This is a genomic window from Rothia nasimurium (assembly GCF_928381705.1).
Classification (GTDB): domain Bacteria; phylum Actinomycetota; class Actinomycetes; order Actinomycetales; family Micrococcaceae; genus Rothia; species Rothia nasimurium_G.
In genome coordinates this window covers 320,101-335,420 of the sequence record NZ_CAKMSR010000002.1, presented here as the reverse complement: position 1 = coordinate 335,420, position 15,320 = coordinate 320,101, and the positions used below count along the sequence as shown (strand labels likewise).

At 62.0% G+C, this 15,320-nt stretch carries 13 protein-coding genes and 1 rRNA gene; 11 read left to right on the top strand and 3 right to left on the bottom strand.

Annotated elements, in window-relative coordinates; genetic code table 11:
- The first annotated feature begins 192 nt into the window (after positions 1–192).
- The 11 genes from rrf to L6762_RS03245 all read left to right on the top strand — a co-directional run bounded on the left by rrf (position 193) and on the right by L6762_RS03245 (position 11,640).
- Positions 193–309 (top strand): 5S ribosomal RNA (gene rrf, locus L6762_RS03295).
- A 251-nt stretch (positions 310–560) separates the two neighbouring features.
- Positions 561–1,895, top strand: coding sequence for a tetratricopeptide repeat protein (locus L6762_RS03290; protein WP_237185559.1), 1,335 nt, complete (start codon positions 561–563; stop codon positions 1,893–1,895).
- Positions 1,895–2,884 carry an HAD-IIA family hydrolase gene (locus L6762_RS03285; RefSeq protein WP_237185558.1) on the top strand — a complete coding sequence of 330 codons (990 nt, stop codon included), beginning with the start codon at positions 1,895–1,897 and terminating at the stop codon, positions 2,882–2,884. The genes L6762_RS03290 and L6762_RS03285 overlap by 1 nt, the downstream gene beginning before the upstream one ends.
- Positions 2,877–3,077, top strand: coding sequence for a hypothetical protein (locus L6762_RS03280; protein WP_237185557.1), 201 nt, complete (start codon positions 2,877–2,879; stop codon positions 3,075–3,077). The genes L6762_RS03285 and L6762_RS03280 overlap by 8 nt, the downstream gene beginning before the upstream one ends.
- 28 nt (positions 3,078–3,105) lie before the next feature.
- A complete protein-coding gene (locus L6762_RS03275; protein ID WP_237185556.1) occupies positions 3,106–3,858 on the top strand; it encodes a TlyA family RNA methyltransferase in 753 nt (250 codons plus the stop codon).
- Positions 3,859–3,949: 91 nt separating this feature from the next.
- Positions 3,950–4,945 (top strand): NAD kinase, encoded by a 996-nt coding sequence (locus tag L6762_RS03270; protein WP_237185555.1) that lies wholly within the window; start codon positions 3,950–3,952, stop codon positions 4,943–4,945.
- Positions 4,946–4,968: 23 nt separating this feature from the next.
- A complete protein-coding gene (gene recN / locus L6762_RS03265) occupies positions 4,969–6,675 on the top strand; it encodes a DNA repair protein RecN (RefSeq protein ID WP_237185554.1) in 1,707 nt (568 codons plus the stop codon).
- Between the two features lie 97 nt (positions 6,676–6,772).
- A complete protein-coding gene (locus tag L6762_RS03260) occupies positions 6,773–8,455 on the top strand; it encodes a CTP synthase (protein WP_237185553.1) in 1,683 nt (560 codons plus the stop codon).
- Between the two features lie 14 nt (positions 8,456–8,469).
- Positions 8,470–9,213 carry an NUDIX domain-containing protein gene (locus tag L6762_RS03255; RefSeq protein ID WP_237185552.1) on the top strand — a complete coding sequence of 248 codons (744 nt, stop codon included), beginning with the start codon at positions 8,470–8,472 and terminating at the stop codon, positions 9,211–9,213.
- A 1-nt stretch (position 9,214) separates the two neighbouring features.
- Positions 9,215–10,189 (top strand): site-specific tyrosine recombinase XerD, encoded by a 975-nt coding sequence (locus L6762_RS03250; protein ID WP_237185551.1) that lies wholly within the window; start codon positions 9,215–9,217, stop codon positions 10,187–10,189.
- A gap of 17 nt (positions 10,190–10,206) precedes the next feature.
- Positions 10,207–11,640 carry a dihydrolipoyl dehydrogenase family protein gene (locus L6762_RS03245; RefSeq protein WP_237185550.1) on the top strand — a complete coding sequence of 478 codons (1,434 nt, stop codon included), beginning with the start codon at positions 10,207–10,209 and terminating at the stop codon, positions 11,638–11,640.
- A gap of 92 nt (positions 11,641–11,732) precedes the next feature.
- Here the strand turns inward: L6762_RS03245 and L6762_RS03240 are convergent, their stop codons facing one another.
- Genes L6762_RS03240 through L6762_RS03230 form a run of 3 tightly spaced genes read right to left on the bottom strand, consistent with a single transcriptional unit; the run spans position 11,733 to position 15,318 of the window.
- Positions 11,733–12,869 carry a bifunctional 2-methylcitrate synthase/citrate synthase gene (locus tag L6762_RS03240; RefSeq protein ID WP_237185549.1) on the bottom strand — a complete coding sequence of 379 codons (1,137 nt, stop codon included), beginning with the start codon at positions 12,867–12,869 and terminating at the stop codon, positions 11,733–11,735.
- A 20-nt stretch (positions 12,870–12,889) separates the two neighbouring features.
- Complete coding sequence (gene prpB, locus L6762_RS03235; protein WP_237185548.1) at positions 12,890–13,801, bottom strand: methylisocitrate lyase; 912 nt, start codon at positions 13,799–13,801, stop codon at positions 12,890–12,892.
- The gene (locus L6762_RS03230; protein WP_237185547.1) at positions 13,801–15,318 is read right to left on the bottom strand and encodes an MmgE/PrpD family protein; all 1,518 of its coding nucleotides are present in this window, start codon (positions 15,316–15,318) and stop codon (positions 13,801–13,803) included. The genes prpB and L6762_RS03230 overlap by 1 nt, the downstream gene beginning before the upstream one ends.
- Between the last annotated feature and the right edge of the window lie 2 nt (positions 15,319–15,320).

The window sequence follows — 15,320 nt, the reverse complement described above, 5'->3', positions numbered from 1 at the left end:
TGATGGGGTTGATAGGCCAGGTATGGACGCGGGGAATGCCCGTGGAGTTGACTGGTACTAATAGTCCGAAGGCTTACACTTTTATGACTGAGTTTGTTGTTGTTTGCGTCCACTGTATGGTTTTGAGGCAATAACCTGATTGGGGTTGTTGTTGCTGCCCTCCCTGTTGTGGGTGGGTGGTCATCGTAGGTTTACGGTGGTTATAGCGAGAGGGAAACACCCGGTTCCATCCCGAACCCGGAAGTTAAGGCTCTTTGCGCCGATGGTACTGCACTGGTGACGGTGTGGGAGAGTAGGTCACCGCCGGTTTTTGATTGGGATACAGGAAGAGCCTGAGCTTTATAGCTTAGGCTCTTTTTGTTTATGGCTCGGAGCTATCGCTCCGAGCCCTTTTTGTTTTAAAGCGCCGGCCAAGCGTGAAGCTGTGTGCCTGAAAACGCACCGGTAAGACCAGGCAGCCCCTACGCAAGGTACCCCAAGCCAGATAGACTAGAACCTAGCATTAAAAACAGGGCAGAAAAGAGCCCAACCCCCACCACAAACACCATAGAGGAGCTCACTTGGCTGAATACTCACGTAACCACTCAGATAAAAACCGCGGTGGCTACAAGAAGAACAACGACCGTAACTCCTCACGCCCCTACCGCAGCGACCGCTCCGACCGTAACGACAGCGGATACACTAAGCGCGACGGCGACCGCCCCTACGGCGACAAGAAGAAGCCCTTCGATAAGAACCGCGGCGGTGGTAAGCGCTTCGACGACCGTAAAAACAACGGTAACGGCCGCGGCGAACGCTCCTTCGACCGTAAGGGTAATGGCCCCCGCAAGAACTTCGACCGCGACCAGAATAAGCGCGGCTTCCAGGGGGAGCGCAAAGACCGTAACTTTACTGCTGGGGCAAAGAACCCCAGCGGTGACTACCGTCCGTCAAAGAACGCACCCGAAATCGACACTGACGTCACCGGTAAAGAACTTGAAAACTGGACCCTGCGTGCCCTGCGCCAGCTAGAAGCCCAGAACGCAGATACCGTAGCCAAGCACCTGGTCATGGTCGGCCGTTACCTCGATATTGACCCCGATTTCGCCCTGGAACACGCTGTTGCTGCCTCAAAGCGCGCAGGCCGAATCGGCGTCGTCCGCGAGGTCGTCGGTATCGCAGCCTACGCTGCAGAGGACTTTGAACTGGCCCTGCGTGAACTGCGCACCCACCGCCGTATCTCGGGCTCCAACGAGCACCTCGCGCTGCTCGTAGACTGCGAGCGTGCCCTGGGGCGTGTCGAAAAGGCCCTGACCCTGGCTGAAGAAGCGAAGAACGAAGAGGTACCTGCCGCCGTCCGCTCTGAGGTCGCTATCGTTGTCTCCGGTATCTACAGCGACCAGGGCGAGCTGAAGAAGGCTCTGAAGGCCCTTGAGATTCCTGAGCTGAACCCCAAGCGCGGGTTCGACTACTCACCCCGCCTCTTCAACACCTACGCTGAACTGCTGGAGCAGGACGGGCGTAGCAAGGAAGCAGCCCGTTGGGCGCGCCTTGCCCTGATGACTGAGGCCGCTCTAGGCCAGGGTGACTTTGTTGAACCTGAAATCTTCGATATTTTCACTGAGCAGGACCTGCTTGAACCCGAAGAACCCTCCGTTGATCTTGAAGCCGCTGAAGCCCAGGCACCGGCTGCTGAAGCTGTAGAGGCCGACGCGGAAGCAGACGCTGCTGAAGCCGCCGAAACTGAGGCTGTCGATGCAGTAACCTCCGAAGAGCCTGAAGCCAGCGAAGACGGCGCCCTTTTTGAGGTCGACGAAACCCTGACGACCACTGAAACCGTAGTAAGTGAAGACCAGGCAGAGGAAGAAGCCCTCTTCGAGCTGTCTGCTGAAGCTGCTGAGGAGGACCGCGACTAATGCTGCTGGCAGCCCACGACGCTATTCTCTCTGACCTTGATGGTGTAGTGTATGCCGGACCCTTCGCTATTGAAGGTGCCCCTGAGGCTCTGAACAGGGCACAGGATGCCGGGGTACCGGTAGCCTTCGTGACCAACAATGCCTCGCGCAGCGTCCAGGCCGTTGCTGATCACCTGGTGGAACTCGGCGTCAACACCGATGCCGACCATGTGATTAGCTCAGCCCAGGCGGCAGCTGAGCTACTCAAGGCCCAGCTACCTGCTGGGGCTAAGGTGTTGATTACCGGGGCACAGGCTCTGGCCGATTGCGTGGCGGCTGCCGGGCTAACCCCCGTCACCAGCCAGGCTGACGAGCCGGTCGCAGTGGCCCAGGGTTTCAACCCTAAGATTGTGTGGGAAGATCTCGCTGAAGCCGCCTACACCCTGGCCGATGAGAAGGTGCTGTGGGTTGCCTCGAACACCGATTTCACTATCCCGAAGGAACGCGGCATCGCCCCCGGTAACGGCACCCTGGTAGGGGCTGTGGCTACGGCTACCGGGCGAACCCCGCAGGTGGCGGGCAAGCCCGAGTCACCTATTTTCGTCACCGCTGCCCAGAAGCTGAACTCTCAGCGTCCTGTGGTGGTGGGCGATCGCCTGGATACCGATATCCAGGGCGGTAACCGGGCAGCGATGGCGACGGCCGTGGTCATGACCGGGGTGGAGACCTACCAGAGCATTCTGGCGGCTATTCCGCTGGAGCGCCCCACCTATATTCTGGAAGACCTCGCCGGTTTCTTTGAGGACTATCCCCAGATCCAGGTGCAGGCTACAGCAACCGGTGTGAGCGCCCGGGGCGCAGGCTGGTCCGCTGAGGCAACCGATACCGAACTCACCATCACCGGTGAGGGTAGCGAGATCGATAGTTGGCGTGTGGCCTGTGCAGCCTGGTGGGCTGCCCACCCCGATGCGTCCGCCCCGGTGTCTCCTAGCCAGGTGCACCGTGGCTAAGGGCGCGGACGAAACCGCCCAGAGTCTCGAAGAAAAGGCAGTTTCGGGGCTACCGACTGAAGAAGCCGAGGCTCTCGACCCCGAGTTCGAGGTGGCGCTGACAGCTGCCCTGGCTCTGGATGCCACCGAACGGATTGAGAGGCTGGGGCAGCTGGCGTCCGCCCTCAAAGAAGACCTAGATTCAAGCCGCTAGAGCTACGCGCGGGGCGGGAAGGAAGAACATGCGACTGGACCAGTACATGGTGCAGGCAAAGATTGCCCGCTCCCGCACGCTGGCGGCCAAGATGGTTGAGGGCGGGCACATCAGCGTGAACGGCCGTACCGTGACGAAGCCAGCCCAAAAGCTGAAGGAGGGGGACCGCGTCCGCGTCCGCCGCAGCGAGCTGACCGAGTATGTGAGCCGTGCCGGGCACAAGCTGGCCGGGGCGCTGGATGCCTTCCCCGAGATTACCGTTGCCGGTAAATTCTGCCTGGATGCAGGCGCCTCTACCGGCGGCTTTACCGACGTGCTCTTGCGCCGGGGTGCCAGCCGGGTTGCGGCGGTTGATGTGGGGCACGACCAGCTGGTCGAACAGATCCGGAACCACCCGGCCGTTGACGTTTATGAGGGCATGAACGTGCGGCACATGAGCCCCGAGGACATCGGCGGGCAGGTTGCCCTTACGGTCTCAGACCTGAGCTTTATCTCCCTAACCAAGGTCGTTGAGCCGCTGGCTGGGGCAACGGCCGCAGGCGGGGACCTGCTGCTCATGGTTAAACCCCAGTTTGAGGTGGGCCCGGCCCGCATCGGCAAGGGCGGGGTAGTGACCGACCCCGAGGTGAGAGCGGACGCCGTGGCGTCCGTCCGCGCAGCAGCGCAGGACGCCGGCCTGCTCGTGCTGGGGGAGCAGGAAAGCCCCCTGCCGGGGCAGGACGGCAACGTAGAATTCTTCCTCTGGTGCCGCAAGCCTGACGAAGCGACCCCCGCTTCATAAGACACCCAAAGTCGAATAAATATTCGAAAAAATCCGGTGTGTTGGGCCCAGAAAAACAGCAAAACCGTTTACGGTCAGCTAGCCTAAAAGTGTGAACGAAACACCTGACACCGCCCTCACACCCCAGCAGACCAAGACACCGGGGGAGCGCAATATTCTTGTCTTCGCCCATACCGGCCGTCTTGAGGCCCGCAACGCTGCTCGTGCTACCTGCACGCAGCTGCACCGGGCTGGCCTGGTGCCCGTGATGAACCGCGCTGACCTGGAAGCCCTGACCGAAAAGTGGGAGAACCCCGTCCCCGTGGCGGTGGCCCACGAGTCTGTGGCGCTCAAAGATATCGAGCTGGGTATGGTGCTGGGCGGTGACGGGTCGATTCTGCGCGCTGCCGAGATGATTCGCCACACCCAGATACCCCTCATCGGCGTCAACCTCGGCCACGTAGGGTTTCTTGCAGAGGCCGAAGAATTCGACCTGACCGAAACCGTTGAGCGAGTGGTCTCGGGCGACTACACGGTCGAAGAGCGCATGGCGATCGACGTGAAGGTCTGGGACGGCAGCCAGAAAATTCTTGAAACCTGGGCCCTTAACGAGGCCAGCGTTGAAAAGGGCAACCGCGAAAAAATGATCGAGGTGGTCATTGAGGTAGACCGGCGCCCGCTCTCGTCCTTTGGCTGTGACGGCGTGGTGTTGGCAACCCCGACCGGATCAACCGCCTACGCCTTTTCTGGCGGTGGCCCGATTGTCTGGCCCAGCGTTGAGGCTATGCTGATGGTGCCCCTCTCGGCCCACGCTCTTTTTGCCCGCCCCCTGGTGACCGCACCGACCTCGATGATGGCGGTAGAGCTGATCTCCACCAACGGGGCAGAAGGTGTGCTCTGGTGCGATGGACGGCGTACCCGCGACCTGCCTCCCGGGGCCCGCGTCGAGGTGACCCGTTCGTCTAAGCCCGTCCGCCTGGCCCGTATGCACCCGGCCCCCTTCTCAGAACGCCTGGTCAAGAAGTTCGAGCTACCTATTGCGGGCTGGCGCGGCCCCCACACCCCCGGCCCTGCGACCAGCGCCCTGACCGTCATCCGTAACGACTAACCTCGTCAAGAAAGTTTTCCCACGTGATTGAAGAAATTCACCTGCGCGATTTGGGCGTTATTACCGATGCCCGCCTGCCTCTTGAACCCGGCTTCTCGGTGCTGACCGGTGAGACAGGTGCCGGTAAAACCATGGTCGTGACGGCTCTGGGCATGCTGCTGGGCGCTCGCTCCGATGCCTCTAGCGTGCGCAACGGCGCTAAGAACGCCCTGGCTGAGGCCGTTATCCGCCTGCCTCAGGGGCACCGCGCCCTAGCCCTGGCCGAGGACGCCGGTGGTTCGGTTGAGGAACTCGACGGCGGTTCTGCCGAGCTGCTTCTGGCCCGCACCGTCAGCGCCGCCGGTCGCTCTCGCGCCCACGTGGGTGGTGTCTCTGCCCCTATCGGCACGTTGGCAGATATCGGCCATACCCTGGTTGCGGTCCATGGCCAGTCCGACCAGCTGCGCCTCAAGGACGCCGCCGAACAGCGTCACGCTTTGGACTCCTACGCCGGGAAAAAACTTGAAAAGCTTTTAGCGGCCTACACCGTCAACTACGAGCGCTACCGTCAGGCCGCCGGGGAACTTCGCGACGTCCGTGAAAATACCCGCGCCCGCGCACTGGAAGCCCAGACCCTGCAAGGGGCTCTAGCAGAAATCGATTCGGTGCAGCCTGCCGAGGGCGAAGATGAGGCCCTGCGGGCAGAAAGCCAAAAACTGGCCAACGTTGAGTCCCTGCGTCTAGCTGCGGCGACGGCGTCCGCCGCTCTATCGGGCACCGAATACGGGGACGCGGACGAGCCCAACGTGCTGGGGCTGCTCGATGCCGCCCGCACCGCCCTGGCCGCAGAAGCAGATGCGGACGCCGACCTGGCAGCTCTCGCTGGACGGCTGAACGAGGCCCTGATTCATGTGACCGACATTGCCGAAGAAATCTCGGCTTATACCTCTGGGCTAGATACCGAGGGGCCAGAACGCCTTGCTGAGGTCGAGCACCGCCGGGCCCAGCTCAAGAGCCTGACCCGCAAGTACGGGGCTGATATTGCCGAGGTGCTGGCCTGGGCAGAAGAATCCCGCGCTCGCCTGGAAACCCTATCCGATGACCCCGCCCGTCAGGAGACCCTGGAAGCCGAACTCCGCCAGCTGCGTGAGACCCTGGGGGAGCAGGCTGCGGAGCTCACCGACCTGCGCACCAAGGCAGCCCGCAAACTGGCAGCGGCGGTCAGCGAAGAACTCTCAGCCCTGGCCATGCCGAACGCTTCGCTGGTGGTTGAGGTAGAAGAAACCGAAAAGTTCCACCGCTACGGTAAGGACGCGGTGACCTTCATGCTGGCTCCCCACGCCCAGGCCGTCCCCCGCCCCCTAGGCAAGGGTGCCTCGGGTGGTGAGCTTTCCCGCGTGATGCTGGCCCTCGAAGTGGTGCTCTCAGAAGTAGACCCCGTGCCCACCTTCATCTTTGACGAGGTGGACTCCGGCGTCGGCGGTAAGGCAGCCATTGAAATCGGTCGCCGCCTGGCTATGCTCGCTAAGAACGTGCAGGTACTGGTGGTCACCCACCTGCCCCAGGTAGCTGCCTTTGCCGACCAGCATATCCTGGTACGCAAAAACGATGACGGCTCCCTCTCACGTGTGCAGGTTCTCACACCCGAGGAACGAGTCGTAGAGCTTGCCCGCATGCTCTCTGGCCACGACCAGTCAGCAGCAGCCCAGGAACACGCCCGAGAACTCCTGGCCGACGCCGGTCAGATCTAGCCCCCGGGCAGGTGCCCTACCTGCTCAGCAGAAGCCGGGGCAGGCGTCCGCCCACCGGGCCCTGCCCCGCAGTGTTTACACGCGCGAAACAGAAACGGTGATAGGCTGGAATTCCGTGGTAGATACAAACGCATCAAACAACGGTAAAGTCACCCGCCAGATTTTCGTCACCGGCGGCGTAGCATCATCTCTCGGCAAAGGCCTCTCAGCCTCATCTCTCGGCCGACTTCTTCGCTCCCGCGGTCTCTCAGTGACCATGCAGAAGCTCGACCCCTATCTCAACGTCGACCCCGGCACCATGAACCCCTTCCAGCACGGTGAAGTATTCGTCACCGACGACGGGGCAGAAACCGACCTCGACATCGGCCACTACGAACGCTTCCTCGACGAGAACCTCTCCCAGGCAGCAAACGTCACCACCGGCCAGGTCTACTCCCACGTCATCGCCAAGGAACGCCGCGGTGAATACCTGGGCGATACCGTACAGGTCATTCCCCATATCACCGATGAAATCAAGCGCCGCATGCGCTTGCCTGCCGAAGGCGAGAACGCCCCCGACATCATCATCACCGAAATCGGTGGCACCGTGGGCGACATCGAATCCCTGCCCTTCCTCGAAGCCGCCCGCCAGGTCCGCCGCGATGTAGGCCGCCGCAACGTCTTCTTCCTGCACGTGTCTCTGGTGCCCTTCATCGGGCCGTCCGGCGAGCTGAAGACCAAGCCCACCCAGCACTCCGTTGCCGCCCTGCGCGGCCTGGGTATTATTCCCGACGGCCTGATCCTGCGCTGTGAACGCGAAGTGCCCGAGTCACACAAGATCAAGATCGGTCATGCCTGTGACGTAGAGCCCGAGGCCGTTATCTCCTGCGCTGACGCCCCCAGCATCTACGACATCCCCAAGACCCTGCACAGCCAGAACCTCGACGCCTACATCCTGGACTACCTGGGCATCGACGCTAACCCCGTTGACTTCACCCAGTGGGATAAGCTGCTGAGCGCCGTCCACACCCCCAAGACCGAGGTCAACGTTGCTCTGGTCGGTAAGTACATCGACCTGCCCGATGCCTACCTGTCGGTCGCAGAGGCCCTGCGCGCCGGCGGCTTTGCCAACGACGCTAAGGTCAACATCAAGTGGGTTGCCGCCGACCTCTGCGCGAGCCGCGAGGACGCCGCCCACCAGCTACGCGGCATGGACGCCATTCTCGTGCCCGGTGGCTTTGGCATCCGCGGCCTCGACGGCAAGATTGGCGCCCTGCGCCACGCTCGTGAAAACAAGATTCCTACCCTGGGCATCTGCCTAGGTCTGCAGTCCATGGTGCTCGAATACGCCCGCAACGTACTCGGTATCAAGGACGCCTCATCGACCGAGTTCGATCCCGAGACCGCATCCCCGCTGATCGCCACCATCGAAGAGCAGAAGGCCTTCGTGGACGGCGCAGGCGACCTGGGCGGCACCATGCGCCTGGGCCTCTACCCCGCAACCCTGGCAGCAGGTTCACTGGCTGAAAGTGTCTACGGGGCAACCGAGGTAGCAGAACGCCACCGCCACCGCTACGAGGTCAACAACGACTACCGCCAGCAGCTGGAAGAAGCCGGACTGGTGATCTCCGGTACCTCACCCGACTCGTCCCTGGTGGAGTTCGTTGAGCTGCCCGTGAGCGAGCACCCCTACTACATCGCCACCCAGGCCCACCCGGAATACCGCTCCCGCCCCACCCGCCCCCACCCCCTCTTTGCGGGGCTGATCAAGGCGGCACTTGAGGCCCGCAAGAACGGCTAGTACTGTTCTAAGGTATGCAACAGAATCTCTCGTATGAGGTGGGGGACGCCCCCCGCCTCGACGCCCCGGCGCTCGCCGCGACCCAAGATACAATCGCTGACATCGCCAACCCCCGCTACGTCACCAGCCGCACCACCAAATTTGAGGGCTACGTCTGGGACGTTATCCGCGAGGGCATAGCACTGGAAGAAGGCGCTGAACCCTTCGAACGAGATTTTCTGTTGCATCCCGGGGCGGTAGCCGTCCTTGCTCTCAACGAGAAGAACGAGGTGCTGCTCATCAACCAGTACCGCCACCCCGTCCGCGCTAACCTTTGGGAAATCCCCGCAGGTCTACTCGACATCGACGGCGAAGACCCCGTGCACGCTGCCGCCCGTGAACTGGCAGAAGAAACTGACCTCCAAGCCGCCCGGTGGGATACCCTCATGGAGTTCTACAACTCACCCGGCGGTATGGGCGAGGCCTGCCGTATCTACCTGGCCCGCGATCTCAGCGCCATCCCCGCTGAAGACCGCGAAGAGCGGGTCCACGAAGAATCAGAAATCGTGCAGCGCTGGGTACCGCTCGATGAGGCCGTCCGCGCTGTGCTGGCCGGACGAATCCACAATGCCGCCTCCACCAACGCGATCCTCGCCGCCGACGCCGCAGCCCGCTGTAACTTTGAAACCCTCTACCCGGCGTCCGCCCCCTTTACCGCCCACCCCGCCCTGCGCGAGGCAAACTACCGCGGCGAAATCCGCCCCGCCGAAGGTCTCTAAGGTGTCCCCCAGCGCCCCGGCTGCCCCCACCCCGCTCGACAGGGCCATCGAGGCCTACCTCAACCACCTGGCCATCGAACGCGGTCTAGCCGCCAACACCCAGGCAGCCTACCGCCGCGACCTCACCCGCTACAGCACCTACCTGGCAGACCAGGGCGTGATCGACCCTGGCACCATCACCAAAAAACACGTGCGCGACTTCGCCGCCCACTGCTCTGCCCCGGGCAAGGACGGGGGAGCAGACCTCGCAGCGAAATCGGTCGCCCGCATCATCAGCGGCGTGCGCGGCGCCCACTCCTTCTGGTACCGCGAAGGCACCACACCCACAGACCCCGCGGCGACCGTCCGCCCGCCCACCCCCGCCGCCCGCCTGCCCAAGGCTCTACCCTTAGCCGACATCACCCGCCTGCTGGAAAGCCCCGACCCCGCCACCCCCGCGGGGCTGCGCGATAGGGCCCTGCTCGAATTCCTCTACTCCACGGGTGCCCGCATCAGCGAAGCCATCACAGTTGATATCGATGACCTGGTCATCGACCGAAACCCCACGGAAGAAAACCCCCAGCTGCCCGCCGTCGTAAGACTCTTCGGTAAAGGCAACAAGGAGAGAGTAGTGCCTGTTGGCTCCTACGCTGCCCGGGCTATCGACGACTACCTGGTGCGCGGACGCCCGGCGCTCGCCTCCCGGGGTAGGGGAGGTGCTGCCCTCTTTCTCAACGCCCGAGGCGGGCGCATCACCCGGCAGGGAGCCTACCTGATTCTTAAAAATCATGCTGAACGCGCAAAAATTCAGGCCGAGATTTCACCGCACACCCTGCGCCACTCCTTCGCAACCCACCTGCTGGAGGGCGGGGCCGATATTCGCGTGGTGCAGGAACTGCTGGGGCATGCCTCGGTGACCACAACCCAGGTCTACACCAAGGTCACCGCAGATACCCTGCGCGAGGTATTTGCCGCTAGCCACCCCCGTGCCCGCTAGATAGAGGAAAGAATACGATGAACCCTTCCGAACAAACAGACAAGACTTCGCCTGATGACGATACTTTTGACGTACTTGTCATTGGTGCCGGGCCGGTAGGTGAGAACCTTGCCGACTACGTCACCCAGGGTGGGCTCAGCGCTGCCCTAATAGAACATGACCTGCTGGGTGGTGAATGCTCCTACTATGCTTGTATGCCCTCCAAGGCGCTGCTGCGCCCCCTGCAAGTGGCGGAAGTCGCTGGGCACCTTCCGGGGCTTACCGGCACCACAGTAAACTCACATGACCTGCTGAAACGGCGCGATGCCTGGGTTTCTCGGTACAGGGATACAGGGCAAATGCGATGGGCAAAGTCCGCCGGTATAACGGTAGTGCGCGGTCACGGTGAGCTAGTCGGTAGGAAAACTGTCAGGGTGACCTCTGCAGATGGGTCACACCGAACTCTGAGGGCGCGAAAAGCCGTAGTTCTGGCAACCGGATCTCGCGCAGCGGTACCTGATCTCTATACGGGGCTTGAAGCCTGGGATAACAGGGACGCCACCGGCGTGGTTGAGGTTCCCCGACGACTCATCATTGTGGGAGGTGGGGTGGTGGCAGTGGAAGCTGCCACCTGGATGACTGCCCTGGGAAGCGAAGTGACCCTGCTGGTGCGCGGACAGCATCTGCTGGGGCAACTAGGGGCCGAGGTCGAGGGGCTCAGCGACCTGATTGCTTCGGCTCTCGCCGACTATGGAGTAACCCTGCACCTGGGCGCTAGAGTTACGGACGCGCGGCGCGAGAACCCCCGCCCTACCGGGCTGGGGAGGGTACACGGTGGGCAGGTGACGCTCACCCTTGACGATGGCCAGGTGCTAGAGAGCGAAGAGCTGCTACTGGCTACCGGGCGTACCCCGACTTTAGACTCGGTAGGTTTAGAGAGTATTGGCTTGAGCTCAGAAGAAGCTCTAGCCGGGCAGGGGCCTGACTGGCTATACCTCATCGGGGACGCAGCCGGTCAGGTGATGCTGACCCACCAGGGCAAATATCGGGCCAGAGTTCTAGGGGCTGCCCTGACCAGCCAGGAAGAATACACCCCGAAGCAAGAAGTCCCGGTGCCGCAGGTGATTTTTAGCCAACCCCAGGTAGCTCAGGTGGGGCTTACCCACGCCAAAGCTCTCCGGCAGGGTCATGCTGTGGTCACTAGCCGCGCCGCTATGAATGAAGCTGCTGGTGCCTCCCTGTTATCGAACCTCAACCGGGGTTTTGCAGAACTGACCGTTGACGCTGATACCGGCGTCCTGCTCGGCGCTGTCTTTGTGGGCGAGGAAGCCGCCGAACTCCTGCACGCAGCTACTATCGCAGTTACTGCTCAACTGCCCGTAAAGGTGTTGCGGCACGCGGTACCCGCCTATCCAACGGCCTCAGAGATCTGGTTGAGACTGCTAGAAAAGCTGCCTAGAGAGCTCCGCTAAAGATACTTACCTACCACAAAAGGCCGGCTGGTTCTGAAGTGATTGACCTCAGAACCAGCCGGCCCTATAGGTGAGCTTATGGGGCTTGTGCTTTAGCTCAGGTGGCGCTCGTCCACACCGTTGTAGGCAGAGAGCGGGCGGATCAGTGAATTCGCTGCGCGCTGCTCCAGGATGTGGGCGGTCCAGCCGGTGATGCGGGAAGCCACGAAGATGGGGGTGAAGGTGGGGGTATCAAAGCCCATCAGGTGGTAGGTGGGGCCAGCAGGGTAATCCAGGTTGGGCTTGATCCCCTTAGCCTCGTCCATTGCTTCAGCCAGACCCTGGTAGAGACCGATAATGTCGTGGCGGCCGTAGTATTCGACCATGTCGAAGAAGGACTTCTGCATGGTGGGCACACGGGAATCGCCATTCTTGTAGACCCGGTGACCGAAGCCCATAATCTTCTTCTTCTCTGCTAGGGCGGCCTCCATCCATGCCTTTGCACGAGCCTTAGCGTCTGCCTGGGACTCACCCTCAATCACACCGATTTCATCGAAGGTGTGCTGCACGGCCTCGTTGGCACCCCCGTGCAGGGGGCCCTTGAGGGCACCGATAGCGCCGGTGACGGCTGAGTGCAGGTCTGAAAGGGAGGAGGTAATGACGCGGGCGGTGAAGGTAGAGGCGTTGAAGGAGTGCTCGGCGTACATGACCATGGAGACGTTGAAAGCGGTCTTGACCTCGGGGGCCGGGACTTCGCCGAAGGCCATGTAGAGGAAGTTGTCGCAGTAGTCCAGGTCTTCGCGCGGGGCGATGATGCTCTGGCCCCGGCGGCGACGCTGGTCGTAGCAGACGACAGCCGGCATGACCGCGAACAGTTCCTTGGCCTTGAGCAGTTCGGTCTCGGGGGAGAGATCCTCGCTCTTGGGGTCGGCTGCGCCCAGGAAGGAAGTTGCTGTGCGGCAGACATCCATGGGGTGGCAGTCGGCGGGCAGGGCGTCGATCACTGCCTTCAACGCTGCCGGTAGCTCACGGTGGACTCGCTCGAAAGCGGTGAACTCTGCCAGCTCTTCGTCGGTGGGTAGCTCCCCGTTCCAGAGCAGCAGGGCTACCTTCTCAAAAGGAACAGTCGCCAGTTCCTGCACCGGGTAGCCCCGGTAGAGCAGGGAGTTGGTTTCTGCGTTGACCTTTGAGATGGCGGTGTAATCAGCAACTACACCGGCCAGACCTTTTTTGACCTCGTTGTCGCTCATGTCTGTTTCTCCTTGTGCGTTTAGGCTTCGAACTTACCGGGAACCTCGAAGTTGAAGATGCCGGTGTCGAACTGGTTGTAGGCCTCGTAGTCGACCAGGTCGTAGAGGCGGGAGCGGGTGAACATTTGGTCCACGTAGGCCTCCTGGGTGCCATCACGCTCGATGGTTTCCAGGACGCGTTCCATGGCTCCCAGCGAGGAGCGCAGCAGGGTGACGGGGTAGATAATCATTGAGATACCCGCTTCAGCTAGCTGTTCCTTGGTGTAAAGCTCGCTCTTACCGAACTCGGTCATGTTGGCAAGAACAGGCACGTCCACAGCGTCGCAGACAGCCTTGAACTCGTCGAGATTCTTCATGGCCTCGGGGAAAATCGCATCGGCGCCGGCATCGACCAGAGCCTTGATACGGTTGATGGTTTCCTCAAGGGAAGAAGTGCCGCGCAGGTCGGTGCGGGCCATAATCAGGAAGTTCTCGTCCCGGCGGGCCTCGGCTGCTGCCTTGATTCGCTTGGTCGCGGTTTCAAGGTCAACCATGTTCTTGTTGTCGAGGTGGCCGCAGCGCTTGGGGTTGAACTGGTCCTCGATGTGGCAGCCTGCCAGGCCGTATTCTTCGAACTCCTGGATGGTGCGGGCCACGTTCATGGGCTCACCGAAGCCGGTGTCGGCGTCCACGATAGCGGGCAGATTGGTAATGCGGGCAATCTGCCCTGCGCGCTGGGCTACCTCGGAGAGGGTGGTGAGGCCGACGTCCGGAAATCCCAGCTCGTTGGCCAGCACTGCACCCGAGATGTAGATACCGTCAAAGCCTTTTTCTTCAATCAGGCGGGCTGAGATGGGGGTGTAGGTGCCGGGGAACTGGCGAATCTGGTCGCTGGCCAGCATCTCGCGCAGATCCTTGCGCTTTTGGGCAGCGGTTTTTGAAGCGTACAGCATTAGAAGATACCCTTCTTGCCGGTTTCCAGGTCGATGGAGGCGGTGATGTTGAGGGCGTCCAGCTCACCTGCACCCAGGTTGGCCAGGTTCTCGGCGGCTTCGATGAAGCGGTTCTGCTCTTCTTCAGAGACCTTGCCCTCGGCCAGCTTGCGGAACTTGCCGATGTAGTCCTCGCGGGCGAAAGGACGGGCGCCGAGCGGGTGGGCGTCCGCCACAGCGATTTCTTCGCTGAAGGTCTCGCCGTTAGCCAGCTTGATTTCAACGCGGCCACCGAAGGCCTTTTCTGCGGGGTCGTTGGAGTGGTAGCGGCGGGTCCACTCGGCGTCCTCGGCGGTGGTGACCTTGTGCCAGAGGGCTACGGTGTCTTCGCGCTGGGCACGCTCGGGGGCGTAGGAGCCGACGTGGTCCCACTCGCCGTCCTGCAGCATAACGGTGAAGATGTAGGGGATGGAGTGGTCCAGAGTCTCGCGGGTAGCGGTGGGGTCGTACTTCTGGGGGTCGTTGGCGCCAGAGCCGATGACGTAGTGGGTGTGGTGGGAGGTATGCAGAACAATCGACTCGATGTTCTCGGGGTTGGTGAATTCGGGGTGTTCGCGGTGCAGCTTGCGGGCCAGGTCAATCCATGCCTGGGCCTGGTACTCCGCGGAGTGCTCCTTGGTGTAGGTGTCGAGGATTGCTCGCTTGGGCTCGCCGATTTCGGGCAGGGGCACTTCGTAGTGGGCGTCGGGGCCGTCCAGCATCCAGGCGATGACGCCGTCCTCACCTTCGTAGATCGGCACGGGGGAGGTCTGGCCGCGCATAGCGCGGTCGACCGCTTCAACTGCCATCTTGCCTGCAAAGGCGGGGGCGTGGGCCTTCCAGGTGGAGATTTCGCCCTTGCGGGACTGGCGGGTTGCGGTGGTGGTGTGTAGGCCCTGACCGATGGCCTGGAAGATGGTTTCGGTATCCAGGCCCAGCAGGGTGCCAATACCGGCAGAAGCGGACGGGCCGATGTGGGCGACGTGGTCAATCTTGTGCTTGTGCAGGCAGATGGCCTTGACCAGATCAACCTGGACCTCATAGCCGGTGGCGATACCGCGAATCAGGTCACGGCCGGTAGAACCAACATGCTGGGCTACTGCCAGAATCGGGGGGATATTGTCGCCGGGGTGGGAGTACTCGGCAGCCAGGAAGGTGTCGTGGTAGTCCAGTTCGCGCACGGCCACACCGTTAGCCCAGGCAGCCCACTCGGGGGAAACCTTGGTGCTAGCGGGGACGCCGAAGATGGCTGCACCCTTGCCGTTGGGGGAGTGGGCGTGGGTCAGGGCCTGGTCGCGGGCGGAGATGATGGGGCCGCGGTTGAGAGAAGCAATAGCGACAGAGGCGTTGTCGATAATGCGGTTGATGACCATCTCTTCGACCTCGGGGAGCACCTCAACGGGGTCGGTGGCTACCTGGGCGAGCTTGTAGGCGAGCTGGTCTTCGCGGGGCAGGTTTTCTTCGGACTTATAAACTCGAACGGAGTGCAGCTTGGTCACTG

Coding starts and splice junctions, on each gene's coding strand:
- prpB (WP_237185548.1), bottom strand. CDS start 13,801: ATGCTGTACGCTTCAAAAACCGCTGCCCAAAAGCGCAAGGATCTGCGC.
- L6762_RS03275 (WP_237185556.1), top strand. CDS start 3,106: ATGCGACTGGACCAGTACATGGTGCAGGCAAAGATTGCCCGCTCCCGC.
- L6762_RS03285 (WP_237185558.1), top strand. CDS start 1,895: ATGCTGCTGGCAGCCCACGACGCTATTCTCTCTGACCTTGATGGTGTA.
- L6762_RS03240 (WP_237185549.1), bottom strand. CDS start 12,869: ATGAGCGACAACGAGGTCAAAAAAGGTCTGGCCGGTGTAGTTGCTGAT.
- L6762_RS03255 (WP_237185552.1), top strand. CDS start 8,470: ATGCAACAGAATCTCTCGTATGAGGTGGGGGACGCCCCCCGCCTCGAC.
- L6762_RS03245 (WP_237185550.1), top strand. CDS start 10,207: ATGAACCCTTCCGAACAAACAGACAAGACTTCGCCTGATGACGATACT.